Source organism: Roseovarius sp. MBR-51, from assembly GCF_053628575.1.
Map to the genome: position 1 here is coordinate 165,631 of NZ_JBRJGQ010000007.1, position 15,568 is coordinate 181,198.

General features: G+C 61.6%; 16 protein-coding genes. 9 read left to right on the top strand and 7 right to left on the bottom strand.

The window, feature by feature from the left end; all coding sequences use genetic code 11:
* Positions 1-2 precede the first annotated feature (2 nt).
* Together ruvA and ruvC are read right to left on the bottom strand one after the other, a co-directional pair.
* The gene (ruvA, locus tag ACSSVY_RS12085) at positions 3-668 is read right to left on the bottom strand and encodes a Holliday junction branch migration protein RuvA (protein ID WP_454269799.1); all 666 of its coding nucleotides are present in this window, start codon (positions 666-668) and stop codon (positions 3-5) included.
* On the bottom strand, positions 665-1,171 hold the full coding sequence (ruvC, locus tag ACSSVY_RS12090) for a crossover junction endodeoxyribonuclease RuvC (RefSeq protein WP_296633108.1): 507 nt from the start codon (positions 1,169-1,171) through the stop codon (positions 665-667). The genes ruvA and ruvC overlap by 4 nt, the downstream gene beginning before the upstream one ends.
* Before the next feature lie 309 nt (positions 1,172-1,480).
* Here ruvC and ACSSVY_RS12095 point away from each other — a divergent pair, with 309 nt between their 5' ends.
* On the top strand, positions 1,481-1,678 hold the full coding sequence (locus ACSSVY_RS12095) for a DUF1127 domain-containing protein (RefSeq protein ID WP_045683437.1): 198 nt from the start codon (positions 1,481-1,483) through the stop codon (positions 1,676-1,678).
* 93 nt (positions 1,679-1,771) lie between these two features.
* Here ACSSVY_RS12095 and ACSSVY_RS12100 read toward each other — a convergent pair whose 3' ends face one another.
* The 4 genes from ACSSVY_RS12100 to ACSSVY_RS12115 all read right to left on the bottom strand — a co-directional run bounded on the left by ACSSVY_RS12100 (position 1,772) and on the right by ACSSVY_RS12115 (position 6,615).
* Positions 1,772-2,116, bottom strand: a complete 345-nt coding sequence (locus ACSSVY_RS12100) for a hypothetical protein (RefSeq protein WP_454269800.1) — start codon at positions 2,114-2,116, stop codon at positions 1,772-1,774.
* 109 nt (positions 2,117-2,225) lie between these two features.
* Positions 2,226-3,098 (bottom strand): 50S ribosomal protein L11 methyltransferase, encoded by an 873-nt coding sequence (locus tag ACSSVY_RS12105; RefSeq protein WP_454269801.1) that lies wholly within the window; start codon positions 3,096-3,098, stop codon positions 2,226-2,228.
* 26 nt (positions 3,099-3,124) lie between these two features.
* Entirely contained in the window at positions 3,125-4,357 is a 1,233-nt protein-coding gene (locus ACSSVY_RS12110) for an MFS transporter (RefSeq protein WP_454269802.1), read from the bottom strand.
* Positions 4,358-4,413: 56 nt separating this feature from the next.
* On the bottom strand, positions 4,414-6,615 hold the full coding sequence (locus ACSSVY_RS12115) for a primosomal protein N' (RefSeq protein WP_454269803.1): 2,202 nt from the start codon (positions 6,613-6,615) through the stop codon (positions 4,414-4,416).
* 94 nt (positions 6,616-6,709) lie between these two features.
* Here ACSSVY_RS12115 and fsa point away from each other — a divergent pair, with 94 nt between their 5' ends.
* Positions 6,710-7,363, top strand: a complete 654-nt coding sequence (fsa, locus tag ACSSVY_RS12120; RefSeq protein ID WP_009819313.1) for a fructose-6-phosphate aldolase — start codon at positions 6,710-6,712, stop codon at positions 7,361-7,363.
* 115 nt (positions 7,364-7,478) lie between these two features.
* Here the strand turns inward: fsa and ACSSVY_RS12125 are convergent, their stop codons facing one another.
* The gene (locus tag ACSSVY_RS12125; RefSeq protein WP_454269804.1) at positions 7,479-8,384 is read right to left on the bottom strand and encodes a LysR family transcriptional regulator; all 906 of its coding nucleotides are present in this window, start codon (positions 8,382-8,384) and stop codon (positions 7,479-7,481) included.
* A 204-nt stretch (positions 8,385-8,588) separates the two neighbouring features.
* Between ACSSVY_RS12125 and ACSSVY_RS12130 the strand changes: the two genes are divergently transcribed.
* From ACSSVY_RS12130 to ACSSVY_RS12160, 7 genes are all read left to right on the top strand, one after another.
* Positions 8,589-9,791, top strand: coding sequence for an ABC transporter substrate-binding protein (locus ACSSVY_RS12130; RefSeq protein ID WP_454269805.1), 1,203 nt, complete (start codon positions 8,589-8,591; stop codon positions 9,789-9,791).
* Positions 9,792-9,805: 14 nt separating this feature from the next.
* Positions 9,806-10,585 (top strand): ABC transporter ATP-binding protein, encoded by a 780-nt coding sequence (locus ACSSVY_RS12135; RefSeq protein WP_454269806.1) that lies wholly within the window; start codon positions 9,806-9,808, stop codon positions 10,583-10,585.
* Positions 10,582-11,286, top strand: coding sequence for an ABC transporter ATP-binding protein (locus ACSSVY_RS12140; protein WP_454269807.1), 705 nt, complete (start codon positions 10,582-10,584; stop codon positions 11,284-11,286). Before ACSSVY_RS12135 ends, ACSSVY_RS12140 begins: the two co-directional genes overlap by 4 nt.
* Before the next feature lies 1 nt (position 11,287).
* Positions 11,288-12,175 carry a branched-chain amino acid ABC transporter permease gene (locus ACSSVY_RS12145; protein ID WP_040650746.1) on the top strand — a complete coding sequence of 296 codons (888 nt, stop codon included), beginning with the start codon at positions 11,288-11,290 and terminating at the stop codon, positions 12,173-12,175.
* A gap of 1 nt (position 12,176) precedes the next feature.
* Positions 12,177-13,175 (top strand): branched-chain amino acid ABC transporter permease, encoded by a 999-nt coding sequence (locus tag ACSSVY_RS12150; protein ID WP_454269808.1) that lies wholly within the window; start codon positions 12,177-12,179, stop codon positions 13,173-13,175.
* A gap of 113 nt (positions 13,176-13,288) precedes the next feature.
* Positions 13,289-14,887, top strand: coding sequence for a GMC family oxidoreductase (locus ACSSVY_RS12155; protein WP_454269809.1), 1,599 nt, complete (start codon positions 13,289-13,291; stop codon positions 14,885-14,887).
* 163 nt (positions 14,888-15,050) lie between these two features.
* Entirely contained in the window at positions 15,051-15,536 is a 486-nt protein-coding gene (locus ACSSVY_RS12160; protein ID WP_454269810.1) for a copper chaperone PCu(A)C, read from the top strand.
* Positions 15,537-15,568: the final 32 nt, after the last annotated feature.

Here is a 15,568-nt window from a genome sequence, read left to right on the forward strand (position 1 = left end):
ATTTACCCTTTCGGCGCCAGCCGCCGCAGGGCGGCGCGGATCAGATCCGATGTCGTGCCCTCGGGCATCTCGCCCGCCACCTGCGCCACGGCCCCTGCCGCCTCGCCGGGGGAATAGCCCAGATTGGTCAGCGCCGACAGTGCCTCGGCCTGTGCACCGGGGCCGGGGGGGACCGTGGCGGGTGCGGCCACCAGCACAGTTTCGATCACCTCGCCCGTGTCGGGCGCAGGCGGGGCTGGGGGCGGTGCCGCCCCCATCGCCATGACCAACGGCGCCTTGTCCTTCAACTCGTTGACCACGCGCTGCGCGGTCTTGGCCCCGATGCCCTTGGCCGCCGTGACCGAATTCCAATCCCCAATCGCAATCGCGCGCCCCACGCCCTCTGGCCCAAGCGCCCCCAAAATGGCGAGCGAGGCCTTGGCCCCCACCCCCTGCACGCTCATCAACAAGCGGTGCCATTCCTTTTCCACCAGGGTTGGAAAGCCGAAAAGCTGCAAGAGATCCTCGCGCACCAGCAGATCCGTATAGAGCGCGGCCATCCCCCCAACCCCCGGCAGCGCCGAGAGCGTCCGCTCCGAGCAATAAACGAGATAGCCCACCCCGCGCACGTCGATCAGCACATGATCCGTGCCGCGGTAATCAATCCGCCCGGCAACCCGCCCAATCATGCGCTGGCCCTCGCCACCGCCCGCGCCAGCATGTCAGAGGACCGCGCGTGATGCGCGTGACAGATCGCAATCGCCAGCGCATCCGCTGCATCCGGCCCGGCCAGCACGACACCGGGCAGTTGCACCTTGACCATATGCGCCACCTGCTCCTTGGCGGCATGGCCCACGCCCACCACCGTTTTCTTGACCGTATTGGGCGAATATTCCCCAACCGTCAGCCCGTATTGCGCGGGCACCAACAGGGCAATGCCCCGCGCCTGACCCAGTTTCAGCGTGCCCGCCCCGTCCTTGTTGACAAAGGTCTGCTCGACCGCTGCCGCCTGCGGATCAAATCGGTGCAGAATATCGGTGAGTTGTTCATAGAGCGACAAGAGCCGCGCCGCGAGGTCCGGACCACTCGAATGGCAGATGCCGTTGGCCACATGGCTCAGCCTGCTGCCCTCGACCTCGATCACGCCCCAGCCGAGGTTTCGCAACCCGGGATCAATGCCCAATACCCGCATGTCTCTGCCCTGCCTTTTCGCTTTTTTTCAGCATTAGCACGAAACGGGAACAGGCACCAAGCGGAATGCGTGTTCACAAACTGCCCGATTTGGCATCATTGCGTTGCAGAATTGTCTCTATTTGGGACGTAGCGTCATCCAGATGAACTATAAAATCGTTTAAAAACAATAGGATTACCCGTAGTTATACCCATGCATAAAACGCATAAGAACTATGCAATAAACTCGCCTTGTGAGAACGGAATTGCCGGACTACCTGCCACTCAGAAACAGACATGCTCTGTCCCCTCAATTCACAGGAATAAAATCATGGCCGCTCTTGATAGCACCCGCTCCCACACCACAAACGCCGGCTTCGGCGCAGTCTTTTCCCGCGCATTTTCGGTTCTTGCCGCATGGAACGAGCGTCGCGCCACCCGCGCTGCACTGTCTCGCCTGTCGGACCGCGAACTTGACGATATCGGTCTGAGCCGTGGCGACATTGATCTGGTTGCGCGTCAGGTCTGACCCTCCGTCGCTACCCATGAAAAAGCCCGCGCCGGTATCACCAGCGCGGGCTTTTTACATTTCGGAGCCGACTGTAGACCGCTCAGAGCAACCTCAGTGCAGGATCGGACGCAGATAGGACGCGAGTGTCAGGCTCAGGGGATCGGCGCGCATCACAACGGACCCGACTTGCTCGACGACGCTGCCTTGGGAAAGTTGTGACAGGCGGTCTCCGTAGAGAGGCAGCCCGAGATGCGCGATGATCACGGCCTTAAAGAACATGAACCCCAGCAGCATATAGAGCAGCCCGCGCACCGGAATGCCGGAGTTTCGACGTTTGGGGCGAAAAATAATCAGCCCGTCCTTGCCGACCTTGCTGACATAGCCCCGCGCTAATTTTGTCCGCTTGCGGCCAATAGTCTTGAGGCGCGCGTCGAACTCTTGAAATGCGTCACTCATATCGAGACATCCCGTTATCACGACCCCCACCGCGATAAGGAAAAAGGTATGCCCGAAATGTGGCGAAAGAAAGGCAGGCCCTCTGGCTAGCCCTAATTCTGACGCATTTTCATAGACTTTTAGATAGGGTCAGCGTCGTCCAGTCACCAATCTCTTCGCGATGCTCAAGACTGTTTCCAATCGCGCAGTAAACGTCGCATACCTCATCGGCCTGTTCGTTCAAAATACCCGAGAGAATCACCTTGCCCCCGGGGGTCAGCGCCGCCGTGATGCCCGGTGCCAGCAGGATCAGCGGCCCCTTTAGGATATTGGCAAACACCAAGTCATAGGGGGCTGCCGCGCTCAAGCGCGGATGCTCAAGCCCCTCGGCCTCGATACACTCGACCCGGCCTTCAAGGGCGTTTGCCGTGACATTGGCGTTTGCCACGTCAACCGCCACCGCGTCGATGTCGCTGGCCAGCATGACACCCGGCCAAATCCGCGCCGCAGCCATCGCCAAAACTGCCGTGCCGCATCCCAGATCCAGCACAGAGCGCCCGACAAAACCCGCGTTGGCCAGCCGGTCCAGCGCCTTGAGACAGCCCTGCGTCGTGCCATGGTGTCCGGTGCCAAAGGCCATCGCCGCTTCGATCAATAGCGGCTCGCAATCCTCGGGCACCTTGTCGGCATCATGGCTGCCATAGACAAAAAACCGCCCCGCAACGACCGGAGTCAAATCGCGGCGTACCTTGGCCACCCAATCCACCTCTGGCAACTCGGAGATGACAAAAGGCTTTGCCCCGTGCACCTTGGCCAAAAGCGCCAGCGCCACGTCATCGGGGGTGGCCTCGAAATAGGCGCCAATCTCCCACAGGCCCGATCCGTCCTCCATCTCGAATGATCCGATGCCGGTCGGTTCCGGCTCCAGATGCTCCAAGGCTTCGGCCAGCGCCTCGGCATTGGCGCGTCCGGGCAGGGTCGTGAGGGCGGTAAAGGTCGGCATGCAGTTTCCTTTTCGGGAGAACGGGATCACTCGGCGGGGGCGGGAACAAAGCGCGCAAAGATCGTCTCATTGCCCGGCTCCGGATGGCGCGGGATCAACAGCGCAAGGCCGAATGACACCCCCGCCATGCCCGCCGCCCCTACGAACACCGCCGCCGGCGACACCAGCCACAAATAGCCCAGCGCCGCAGGCAGGAACACCGCCGCGATATGGTTGATGGTAAAGGCAACGGCGGCGGTGGGCGCAATATCGCCGGGATCGGCGATTTTCTGGAAATAGGTCTTGAGCGCCAGAGCCAGCGAAAACAGGATATGGTCGATCACATAGAGCGTCGCCGCCAGCACCACGCCCCAGCCAAAGAAGTAAATGCCGCCATAGGCCAGAAACACAATCGCCAGCCCAGCGTATTCAAACAGCAGCGTCCTGCGCTCGCCAAAATGAAACACGGCCTTGCCCATCAGGGGCGCGAAAATCATGTTGACCACAAGGTTGATGAGAAAGAGCGCTGTCACCTCATGCACGTCAAAGCCGAATTTCTCGACCATCATGAAGCCAGCAAAGACGATGAAAATTTGCCGCCGCGCCCCGGCCATGAATTGCAGCGCATAATAGAGCCAGTAACGCCGCCGCAGCACCATCTTCTTGAGCTGCGGATTGGGGGCCTCGAACCGGGGATAGGCAATCAGGCAGAACACCGCCACCAGCGCCGTGAACCCGCCCGAGACGAGATAGACGAAATTGTAACTCAGATCAAAGGCCTGCCACGTCAGCACAATGAGCACATAGGCCACCAGCGTCGCCGCCGACCCGCCCGCCATCAGCCAGCCCAGCATCTGCGGCGCGCGCAGCTTGTCCAGCCATTGCAATTGCAGCGATTGGTTCACGGTCTCGAAATAGTGAAACCCGATGGAACTGAGCATGGTGATCATCAGAATCCCGCCCAGACTCGGGAAATGCGCCGTGATCGCGGTCGCCACCCCCAAGAGCAGCAAAGAGACCAGCGCCAGAACCTGCTCATGCATGAAGAGGATGAGCGCGATCACCCCGATGGCCAGAAACCCCGGAATTTCCCGCACCGTATGCAACCAGCCGATATCAGAGCCGTTGAACCCCGCCACCTCGATCACAAAGTTATTGAGCAGCGCCGACCATGTGGCAAAGGCCACCGGCATCGCGGCGGCCATCAGGAACAGCAGCGTGACAGGCCTGCGCCAGAATGGCAGCTCTTGTGCTCTGCCCAGAGGGAATTGCGGTCTCATATTTTCCCTTTACGCCCAAGTCGCCGCCTTGGCGAGAGGCTGCGCCATGGTCCCCTTCAATAAAAACTCTGCGGATCAATATCGACCGTGAGGCGCATTTGCGCGGGCAACCGCACCTGCGCGATCCACTCGGACACCGCCGCCTGCAACGCCGCCCCCTTCGGGGCCTTGACCAGCAGGCGCACCCGGTGCCGTCCTCGGATACGGGCAATCGGTGCCGGTGCCGGGCCAAAGACCTGCGCCCCCACCGCCCGAATAGGCCCATCGCGCCGCGCCAGCGCCTCGCCCAGATCGAACACCGCCTGCATGTCGGGCGACGACAGGATGATCCCGGCCATCCGGCCATAGGGCGGCACGCCCGCCTGCCTGCGCCCCTCGGCCTCGGCGCGCCAGAACCCCTCTTCATCGCCCGCCAGAATTGCCCGTATTACGGGATGCTCGGGCTGGAACGTCTGCAAGAGCGCGCGCCCCGCCCGCTCGGCCCGCCCCGCACGCCCCGCCACCTGCCGCATCAATTGAAACGTCCGCTCGGCGGCGCGCAGGTCAGACCCTTGCAATCCCAGATCGGCATCAATCACCCCCACCAGCGTCAGCAGCGGAAAGTTATGTCCTTTTGCAACCAGTTGCGTGCCGATGATGATGTCAGCCGCCCCTTGGGCAATCTCGACGATCTGCTCTTTCAACGCGCGTGCAGACCCGAACAAATCCGACGACAGCACCGCGATCCGCGCCTGCGGGAACAGCGCCGCCGCCTCTTCCGCCAGCCGCTCCACCCCCGGCCCGACCGCCGCCAGTTTGCCCGCCACACCGCAGGACGGGCAGGCCTCGGGCATGGCGGCACTCTCACCGCATTGATGGCACATCAACCGCCTTTGAAACCGATGCTCGACCATCCGCGCATCGCACTGCGGGCATCCGATCTGATGCCCACAGGCGCGGCAGATCGTGGTCGGCGCATAGCCGCGTCGGTTGAGGAACAAGAGCGCCTGTTCCCCCGCCGCCACCCGTACATTGACCGCCGCCTGCAACGTGGGCGAAATCCAGCGGTTCGACGGCAATGTTTCCGCCCGCATGTCGATCGCTGCCAGTTCCGGCATCACCGCCGCGCCGAACCGCGCATCGAGATCCAGTCGTTCATACTTTCCGGCTTCGGCATTGGCCCAGCTTTCAAGGCTTGGCGTGGCCGAGGCAAGAACCACCCGCGCCCCACACAGGCTCGCCCGCAAGACTGCCATATCGCGCGCATGATAGAGCGCGCCGTCCTCTTGTTTGTAGGAACTGTCATGTTCCTCATCGACCACGATCAGCGCGAGGTTCTGAAACGGCAGGAAAAGCGCAGACCTTGCGCCCACCACCATTTGCGCGCCCCCCTGCCCGACCATTTTCCACACCCGCCGCCGCTCGGTCATGGTGACACCGGAATGCCATTCCGCCGGGCGCGCGCCAAACCGCGCCTCAACCCGCGTCAGAAATTCGGCGGTCAGCGCAATCTCGGGCAAGAGCACCAGCGCTTGCCCCCCTTGGCGCAGCGCCTCGGCCACGGCCTCCAGATACACTTCCGTCTTGCCCGATCCGGTCACACCGCGCAGCAAGGTTGTGCCATAGCCCTGCCCGCGCAGCCCCGCGCGCAACCGCTCCGCCGCCGCTGCCTGATCCTCGGTCAGCGCCTTGGCGGGCAGGTCTGGATCAAGCTGGGCAAAGGGCGTATCGCGCGGCGTGTCCTCTTCGCGCACGGCCCCTTGCGCCACCAACCCCTTGACGACAGAGGGTGTCACCCCCGCCAGATCGCTCACTTCCTTGAGTGTGAACCCCAGCCCGCCATGGTCGCGCAAGACCTCCAAAACCCGCGCCCGCGCATCGGTCAGGCGCGCAGGCTCCACCTCGCCCAGACGGTAAATCTTCTGCATCGAGGGCGGGTCGCTCAGCCCCGGCGCGCGCGTCGCCAGCCGCAGCATCGCAGGCAAAGGCGTCAGCGTATACTCGCCCGCCCGGCGCAGAAACTCCTGCATTTCCTCCCGCATCGGGGCCACGTCGAGCACGCGCAAAATGCTGCGCGCCTTCTTGAGGTCGAATCCGCCCCGCCCCCGTCCCCAGACCACGCCCAATACCTTGCGCGGCCCCAAAGGCACCTCGACAAAGGCCCCGGCCATGACCCCGCCCTCAGGGGCCAGATAGTCCAGCGGGCCGTCCAATGGCTGCGCCGTCAGCACGGCCACCAACTCGCCCTCGTGATAGAAGTCGGGCAAGGCTTGGGTCAACGGACGGCTCCTGTCGCGTGAGGGGTTTCGGCGGGCGTGCCTATGAGGTAAACGCTTCGGCAAGCAAACCCAACCCGCCACAGAGGGCCCTCCCATGAAATTCTTTGTCGATACCGCCGAAACCGATCAGATTGCCGAACTCAATGACCTTGGGATGGTGGACGGCGTCACCACCAACCCGTCGCTCATCCTGAAATCCGGTCGCGACATTCTCGAAGTGACCAAAGAGATTGCCGAAATGGTCGATGGCCCGGTCAGCGCCGAGGTTGTGGCGCTCACCGCGGACGAGATGATCGCCGAGGGGCGCAAACTTGCCGCCATCGCGGGCAATATCGCCGTCAAGGTGCCGCTCACCTGGGACGGTCTCAAGGCGTGCAAGGTGCTCTCGGGCGAGGGGCACATGGTCAACGTGACGCTCTGCTTTTCGGCCAATCAGGCGCTCTTGGCGGCCAAGGCGGGGGCCACGTTCATTTCCCCCTTTATCGGGCGGCTCGATGACATCAACCTCGACGGAATGGAACTGATCGCCGATATCCGCACGATCTATGACAATTACGGGTTCGAGACCCAGATACTCGCGGCCTCGATCCGCACCGTCAACCACGCCTTTCAGGCCGCCTATATCGGCGCTGACGTGATGACAGCCCCACCGTCCGTGATCAAGAAGATGGCAGAGCATCCGTTGACCGATCAGGGGCTCAAGACCTTTATGGCCGATTGGGAAAAGACTGGTCAGAAAATCCTCTGACCCTCTGCTTCGGATCTCACGATCCACAATCTTCATCGACTTCAAAGGGGCGCTCTTGGGCGTCCCTTATGGTTTTTGCAATCCTATACAGCGTCGTGTGGTCAACAGGACCAAATCAGCCGATGGTCGGGATCAGATCCTTTCGACGGCTGTGCATGGAGGTCTTGATGAATTCCATCACGGCGCGTTCGCGCAGCATGGCGCGCACATCGCGGTGACAGGTCAGCCAATAGCTGCGCAGGATCGTGATCTCTGACGGCAGAACCGGCACCAAATCGTCGTAATGCCGCGCGATATAGCAAGGCAGCACGCAGAGACATAGACCCGCGCGCACGGCGGCCAGTTGGTTAAAGATCGACGAACTCTTGAACACGGGGCGAACCTTGGGATGCACATCCCCCAAATAATCAAGACCGCGCGCAAAGATCATGTCTTCGATGTATCCGGCAAAGGGATGGTCAAGCAGCTGCTCGCGCCGGGTGATCGCAGTCCGGGCCTGCAGATATTGCCGTGTCCCGTAAACCCGGAGCGCATAATCGACAATCTTTTCCGAATGATAAGGCGAGGCTTTGGTCGGATCGAGTGTCACGGAAAGATCAGCCTCGCGGCGCGACAGGGACATGACTTGCGGCAGCGTGATCAACTCCAGCGCGATGTTTGGGAATTTGTCCATGAACTGCGGCAGCAGGCTCTCGCTGAAAAAACTGGCAAATCCCTCTGGCATGGCGACGCGCAACAACCCGCGCTGCGCCCGGATGTCTCCGGTCAAATCCAGCAACAGGCGATCGGCCTCCTGCTCCATCCGCTCGGCCGTTTCAACCAACCGTCGCCCGTTACTCGTGAGTTCATAGCCGCGTGGATTGCGCTCGAACAGGCGCAGATCAAGACCGGCCTCAAGCCGATCGATTCTGCGCGAGACAGTGACGTGGCTGGTTTGCAATTGGCGAGCCGCCCGCGACAACTGCCCCTCACGCGCCACCGCCAGAAAAAACTGCAGATCGTCCCAAGTGAGATGTGCCATATGACCACTTCTGTTCATTTTCGTACAGACAATGTATGAAATTAGCCAAAAGTGAACTGTTGTGTCAAAGTCTAAAAGTTGTATCACTAGGGCGTCGGGACGTCTGGGGAGGCGACCGACGGAATTGAATCGAAATCATAGCTCAACCCGATGGGAGTCCCGTAACCGGGCCCCACAATCGTAGGTTGGCTTGGGAGGATACTCATGCGTAAACTGCTTACATCCGCTGCGGCGATCGGCTTGCTGGCCGCGCCCGCTCTGGCGCAAGTCAGCGACGACAAGGTCAAGATCGGCATTCTGAACGATCAGTCCGGCGTCTATGCCAACTTTGGCGGTCGCTATTCCTATGAAGCGGCCCTGATGGCCGTCGAGGATTTTGGCGGCACTGTCTTGGGCGCGCCGGTCGAAGTGACCACCGCCGACCACCAGAACAAGGCCGACATCGCCTCGAATATCGCGCGTCAGTGGTATGACACCGAGCAGGTCGACAGCATCATGGAGCTGACCACCTCTTCGGTCGCTCTTGCGGTTCAGGCCCTGTCGAAAGAGGCCAACAAGATCACCATCACAACCGGGGCCGCCACGACCGAGCTGACCGGCGCACAGTGTTCGCCCTATGGCTTTCATTGGGCCTATGACACCCACGCTCTGGCTGTGGGCACTGGCGGCGCGCTCGTCGAGCAGGGCGGCGACAGCTGGTACTTCCTGACCGCCGACTATGCCTTTGGCTATTCGCTGGAAGAGAACACCGGCAATTTCGTCAAGGCGAATGGCGGCGAAGTGGTGGGTGCCGTCCGTCACCCGCTGGCCTCGACCGATTTCTCGTCCTTCCTGCTTCAGGCACAGGCCTCTGGTGCCAAGGTGATCGGTCTTGCGAACGCAGGGGCCGATACGCAGAACGCCATCAAGCAGGCTGCCGAATTCGGGATCGTGCAAGGTGGTCAGCGTCTTGCGGCGCTCCTGTTCACCCTGTCGGAGGTCAATGGCCTCGGCGCAGAGGCGGCTCAGGGTCTGACCCTGACCGAGAGCTTCTACTGGAACCGCACCGACGCCTCGCGCGAATTCGGCAAGCGTTTCTTTGAGCGCACACAGGCGATGCCCAACATGATCCATGCCGCGACCTATTCGGCCGTGACATCGTATCTCAAGGCCATCGAAGCTGCGGGCACGGATGAGACCGAAGCAGTCGCTGCCAAGCTGAAGGAACTGCCCGTGCAGGATCTTTTTGCTGAGAACGGCGTCGTCGCTGCGAACGGTCGCATGATCAAGGACGTCTACCTGATGGAAGTCAAAGCGCCTGACCAGATCACCGAGCCATGGGACTATTACAACGTCCTGTCGACGATCCCCGGCGATGTGGCCTATATCAAACCTGCCGAGAGCGGCTGCCCGCTCGTGACGCAGTAAGGCATCCCAGGTCGATGAACGCACAGCCTGTGACCAAGCAGGACCAGCCGCGGGTGGTACTTTCCGCCCGCGGCCTTGGTAAGGACTTCTCGGGTTTCACCGCCGTCAACAACGTCGATCTCGACGTGCAGCACGCGCGCATTCATGCGCTGATCGGCCCGAATGGCGCGGGCAAGACGACGGTGTTCAACCTGCTGACCAAGTTCCTGCAACCCACCCGGGGCAAGATCACCCTGCTCGGGGCGGATATAACCAACATGAAACCTGACCGCGTGGCCCGGATGGGTCTTGTCCGGTCTTTCCAGATTTCCGCCGTTTTTCCGCATCTGACGGTGCTGGAAAACGTGCGCGTGGCGCTGCAACGGCCCAACAATCTGGCGACGCAATTCTGGTTGCCCATGTCGGCTCTGGACCGCCTGAACGGTCGGGCAGAGGTGCTGATTGACGATCTGGGACTGAGTGAATACCGCGACACCCGCGCGTCGGACCTGTCCTATGGCCGCAAACGCGTGCTGGAAATCGCAACCACGCTGGCCCTCGACCCCGAAGTCCTGCTTCTGGACGAGCCGATGGCGGGCATGGGGCGCGAGGACGTCACGCTCGTGGCGGATATCATCCGCGACGTGGCCCGGCACCGCGCGGTGCTGATGGTCGAGCATAACCTGTCGGTGGTGGCCGACATCTGCCACCATGTCACCGTGTTGCAACGGGGCGAAATCATCGCCGAGGGCGATTACGACAGCGTCTCGCAAGACCCGGTCGTGCGCAGCGCCTATATGGGGAGCGAGGCATGAGCGAACCACTGTTGAAGGTAACGGACCTGCATGCCTGGTATGGCGAAAGCCATGTTCTGCACGGTGTGAACCTGCATGTGAACGAAGGCGAGACCATTTGTATTCTCGGTCGCAACGGCATGGGCAAAACCACCACATTGCGCACCGTCATGGGCATCCTGCGCAAGCGCACAGGCCAGATGCAGTTTGCCGGACAGGACCTGATGACAATGCCGCTGCACCGCACCGCCCATACTGGACTGGGATTCGTTCCCGAGGAACGCGGGATTTTTGCGACGCTGAATGTCGAGGAGAATCTGATGCTCCCGCCCAAGGTGGCCGAGGGCGGCATGACGGTCGAGGAAATCTTTCGCCTCTTTCCTAACCTCAAGGAACGGCGCAATAGCCCTGGAACCAAACTCTCGGGTGGCGAACAGCAGATGTTGGCGATGGCCCGTATCCTGCGCACCGGCGCGCGCTGTCTTCTTCTTGACGAACCGACCGAAGGTTTGGCCCCGGTCATCATCGACGCCATTGGCGAGGTGCTGACGGAACTCAAGAGCCGGGGCATGACGGTGGTGCTGGTCGAGCAGAATTTTCGCTTTGCCAGCCGGGTCGCAGACCGCTTTTACCTGATGGATCACGGACAGATGGCGATGGAATTCCCCGTGGGCGACCTAGAGGCGCGCCGTGAAGACCTGAACCAAGCGCTGGGAGTGTGACATGATAACGATATTCGGAGTGCCCACAGCCGCCCTCTTTGGACAGCTTCTGGTCGGCCTGATCAATGGCTCGTTCTACGCCCTGCTCAGCCTCGGGCTTGCGGTGATCTTTGGCCTGTTGCGGGTGATCAACTTTGCGCATGGGGCGCAATATATGCTCGGCGCCTTCGCGGCCTACCTTCTGTCGCTCTGGCTCGGCCTGGGGTATTGGTCAGCGCTGATCCTTGCGCCGGTTCTCGTCGGGCTTGCCGGCGCGGTGGTCGAGCGGACGATGCTCTCGCGCCTCTACAAGCTGGATCATCTCTACGGCCTGCTTTTTACCTTCGGCCTCGCGCTGACCATCGAAGGCACCTTCCGGTACATCTATGGGGCGGCGGGCCAGCCGTATCCAACCCCGGAAGCTCTGGCAGGAGGCGTAAACCTGGGCTTCATGTTCCTGCCGATCTACCGTGGCTGGGTGGTGGTCGCCTCTATGATCGTCTGCCTCGCCGTCTGGCTCCTGATTGAAAAGACGAAACTCGGCTCCTATCTCCGGGCGGCAACGGAAAACCCGATCCTCGTCCAGAGCTTTGGGGTCAATGTGCCGCTTTTGCTGACCTTCACCTATGGCTTGGGGGCGGCCCTTGCTGCCTTTGCAGGGGTTCTGGCGGCCCCGATCTATCAGGTCAGTCCGCTCATGGGGTCCAACATCATCATCATCGTCTTTGCGGTTGTCGTCATCGGGGGCATGGGGTCGATCCTGGGTGCGATCGTGACAGGCTATCTCTTGGGAATTGCCGAAGGTCTCACCAAGGTCTTCTACCCCGAGGCGTCAAACATCGTGGTTTTCGTCATCATGGCGATTGTCCTCATCCTGCGTCCCGCAGGGCTGTTCGGAAAGGATGTGTGACATGGCAGGCAAATCTGAACCCATCGCAAACCAAACCAACACCATTCTGCCGAATGCCGGGCCTGTGCGGATCGTGCTGTTGCTCATCGCACTGGCCCTCCTTCTGGTGGCGCCGTTCTACCTCTATCCGATCTTCGTGATGAAACTCCTGTGTTTTGCTCTCTTCGCAGCGGCCTTCAATCTGCTGCTGGGCTACACCGGATTGCTCAGCTTCGGACATTCCGCCTTTTTCGGTGGTGCAGCCTATTTTACCGCCCATGCGGTCAAGGAATGGGGCTGGTCGCCGGAATTGGGCATCCTGCTCGGGGTTGTGGGGGCTGCGGGGCTCGGGCTGATCATGGGGGCGATCGCCATTCGCCGACAGGGCATCTATTTTGCGATGATCACGCTTGCGCTCAGCCAGATGTTCTTTTTCTTCTGCGTGCAATCGGGCTTCACCAAGGGTGAAGATGGCATCCAGTCGGTGCCGCGCGGCGAATTGTTTGGCTTTATCGACCTCTCGGATGCGACCAACATGTATTATTTCGTGCTGGGCGTGTTCCTCTTGGGCATGTTGATCATCTGGCGCATTGTCAATTCGCCCTTCGGCATGATCCTCAAATCGATCCGCGAGAATGAGAGCCGCGCCACGTCTCTTGGCTATTCCGTGACACGGTACAAGCTGACGGCCTTCGTGATGTCGGCGGCCCTCACCGGCCTTGCGGGCGGGATCAAGGCGCTTGTTTTCCAGTTTGCCACATTGACCGATGTCACATGGCAAATGTCGGGCGAAGTCATCCTGATGACCCTGCTCGGCGGCATCGGCACGCTGATCGGTCCGATCTTTGGCGCGGGCATCGTCGTGACCTTGCAGAACTATCTGGCCACCTCTGACTTTCCGGTGACGATCATCACCGGCGTGGTCTTCATGGTCTGTGTGCTGCTCTTCCGCCGGGGTCTCGTGGGCGAATTCTACGCCTCCCGACTGGGCCGCCGCCTTGGGTTCAACCCGGACAATTGACGCACTGGCCGGGCTGCAAATCGCTGGCCCGTCCGTTTTCTGATCAAAGAGCGACCGGGTGCGGCCCGGTCAGGTGACTCCTGTGGCCAAGCGGCAGGAATGAGAGAGGGTGCATGGATCACTATGATTACATCGTCATTGGCGCAGGCAGTGCGGGTTGCGTGCTCGCCAACCGACTGTCGGCTGATCCCGCAACCCGCGTCCTTCTGCTCGAGGCGGGGGGACGCGACAATTACCATTGGATTCACATTCCGGTCGGATACCTCTATTGCATCGACAATCCCCGCACCGACTGGCGGTTTCGAACCCAAGCCGAACCGGGGCTGAACGGCCGCACCCTGCTCTATCCACGCGGCAAGGTGCTGGGCGGCTGCTCGTCGATCAACGGTATGATCTACATGCGCGGGCAGAGCCGCGATTATGACCAATGGGCGCAGATGGGCTGCAGCGGCTGGGGCTGGGACGATGTGCTGCCGCTCTTTCGCCGCGCCGAGGATCACCACGCGGGCGAGAGCGACCTGCACGGTGCGGGCGGCGAATGGCGGGTGGAAAAGACCCGCGTCCGCTGGCAAGTGCTGGACAGCTTTCTTGAGGCTGCCGAACAGGCGGGAATCCCTCGCACCGACGATTTCAATTCCGGCGACAACGAGGGGGGCGGCTATTTCGAGGTCAACCAACGCTCGGGCATCCGCTGGAGCACGTCCAAGGCCTTTCTGCGTCCTGCCAAAAACCGCAAGAACCTGCATATCCTGACCGGGGCTCAGGCCGAACGGTTGATCATTCAGGAGGGCGAGGTCAAGGGCGTGGTCTACCATCACCAAGGTCGCAGCCTTACCGCCCATGCCGCCTGTGAGACCGTATTATGCGCGGGCGCAATCGGTTCTCCGATGCTGCTGGAACTCTCGGGCATCGGCAATGGCGCGACCCTTCAGACCGCAGGCATCGCCCCCGTGGTCGAAGTGCCGCAGGTGGGGGGCAATCTTCAGGACCATCTGCAATTGCGCCTCGTCTACAAGGTTCACGGCGTGCCGACCCTCAATGAACAGGCGAGCAGCCTGCGCGGCAAGCTGGGGATTGGGCTGGAATATCTGCTGACCCGCTCTGGTCCAATGTCGATGGCCCCCAGCCAATTGGGCATCTTCACCCGCTCAGGCCCGGAAAAGGAAACGCCGGACCTGCAATACCATGTCCAGCCCGTCAGCCTCGACAAGTTTGGCGACCCGGTCCACCCCTTTCCTGCAATGACCGCCAGCGTGTGCAACCTGCGCCCCGAGAGCCGGGGCAGCGTGCATGTGACCTCGCCCGATTTCCGCGCGAGCCCAGCGATTCGCCCCAACTATCTCTCCGCAGAGGCGGATCGCGATGTGGCGGCCCGCGCCATCCAACTGACCCGCCGGATCGTGGCGCAGCCCGCCTTTGCCAAATTCCACCCCGAAGAATACCGGCCCGGACCCGACTATCAGACCCGCGAAGACCTGATCCGCGCCGCGGGCGATATCGGCACCACGATCTTTCACCCGGTCGGCACCTGCCGGATGGGTGCGGATGAGGCTGCGGTGGTCGATCCGCGCCTCCGGCTGAAAGGCCTGGGGCGGTTGCGCATCGCCGATGCCTCGATCATGCCCACGATCACGTCGGGCAACACCAATTCCCCCACGGTGATGATCGCCGAAAAGGCGGCACGCCTCATTCTCGAGGACGCGCGCGGCTGAGGGCCGCCATCATATCCGGCCCATGCTGAGACAGGACAAGGGGCAGCCATGGGCGCCTCTCCATCTGTCCATGTCACCGAGCACATGGACGTAGAGACCTATCCGCATTACACAGCACCGGAAATCCATCGACGCATGCGCGGTGTTCACAAGAGGAGAGTTCATGAGACTGTTTGCCCTTGCCCTGCTGGGCGCGCTGACGCTGAGCGGAACCGCCGACGCGCATGGCGTGAAAAAAGACAAGATCGAGATCATCCATCCGCATATCAACGAACCCTTCGCCGGTGCCAAATCGGCTGCTGCCTATATGGCGATCAGCAATGAGGGCGCAGCGACCGAGCGCCTGATCGGCATCGAAACACCTGCAGCCAAGAAGACGAGCCTGCACACCACCGAGCATGCCAGCGACGGGGTGGCGCGGATGCAACCCGTTGCCGGGATCGAGATCCCGGCAGGCGAAACCGTGGTTCTGGAACCGGGCGGCCTGCATGTGATGCTGATGGGCCTCACCGCCCCGCTCAAGGAAGGGGACATGGTGACCTCAACCTTCGTGTTCGAGCAGGCTGGCCGGATCGAGGTCGAATTCATGGTCGATCCGACCGACGGGGTCGACCATTCAAAGATGGACCACGGCACCGGGACGGACTGAGCCGGGGCGCGGCCGACCACCGCGCAGCACAG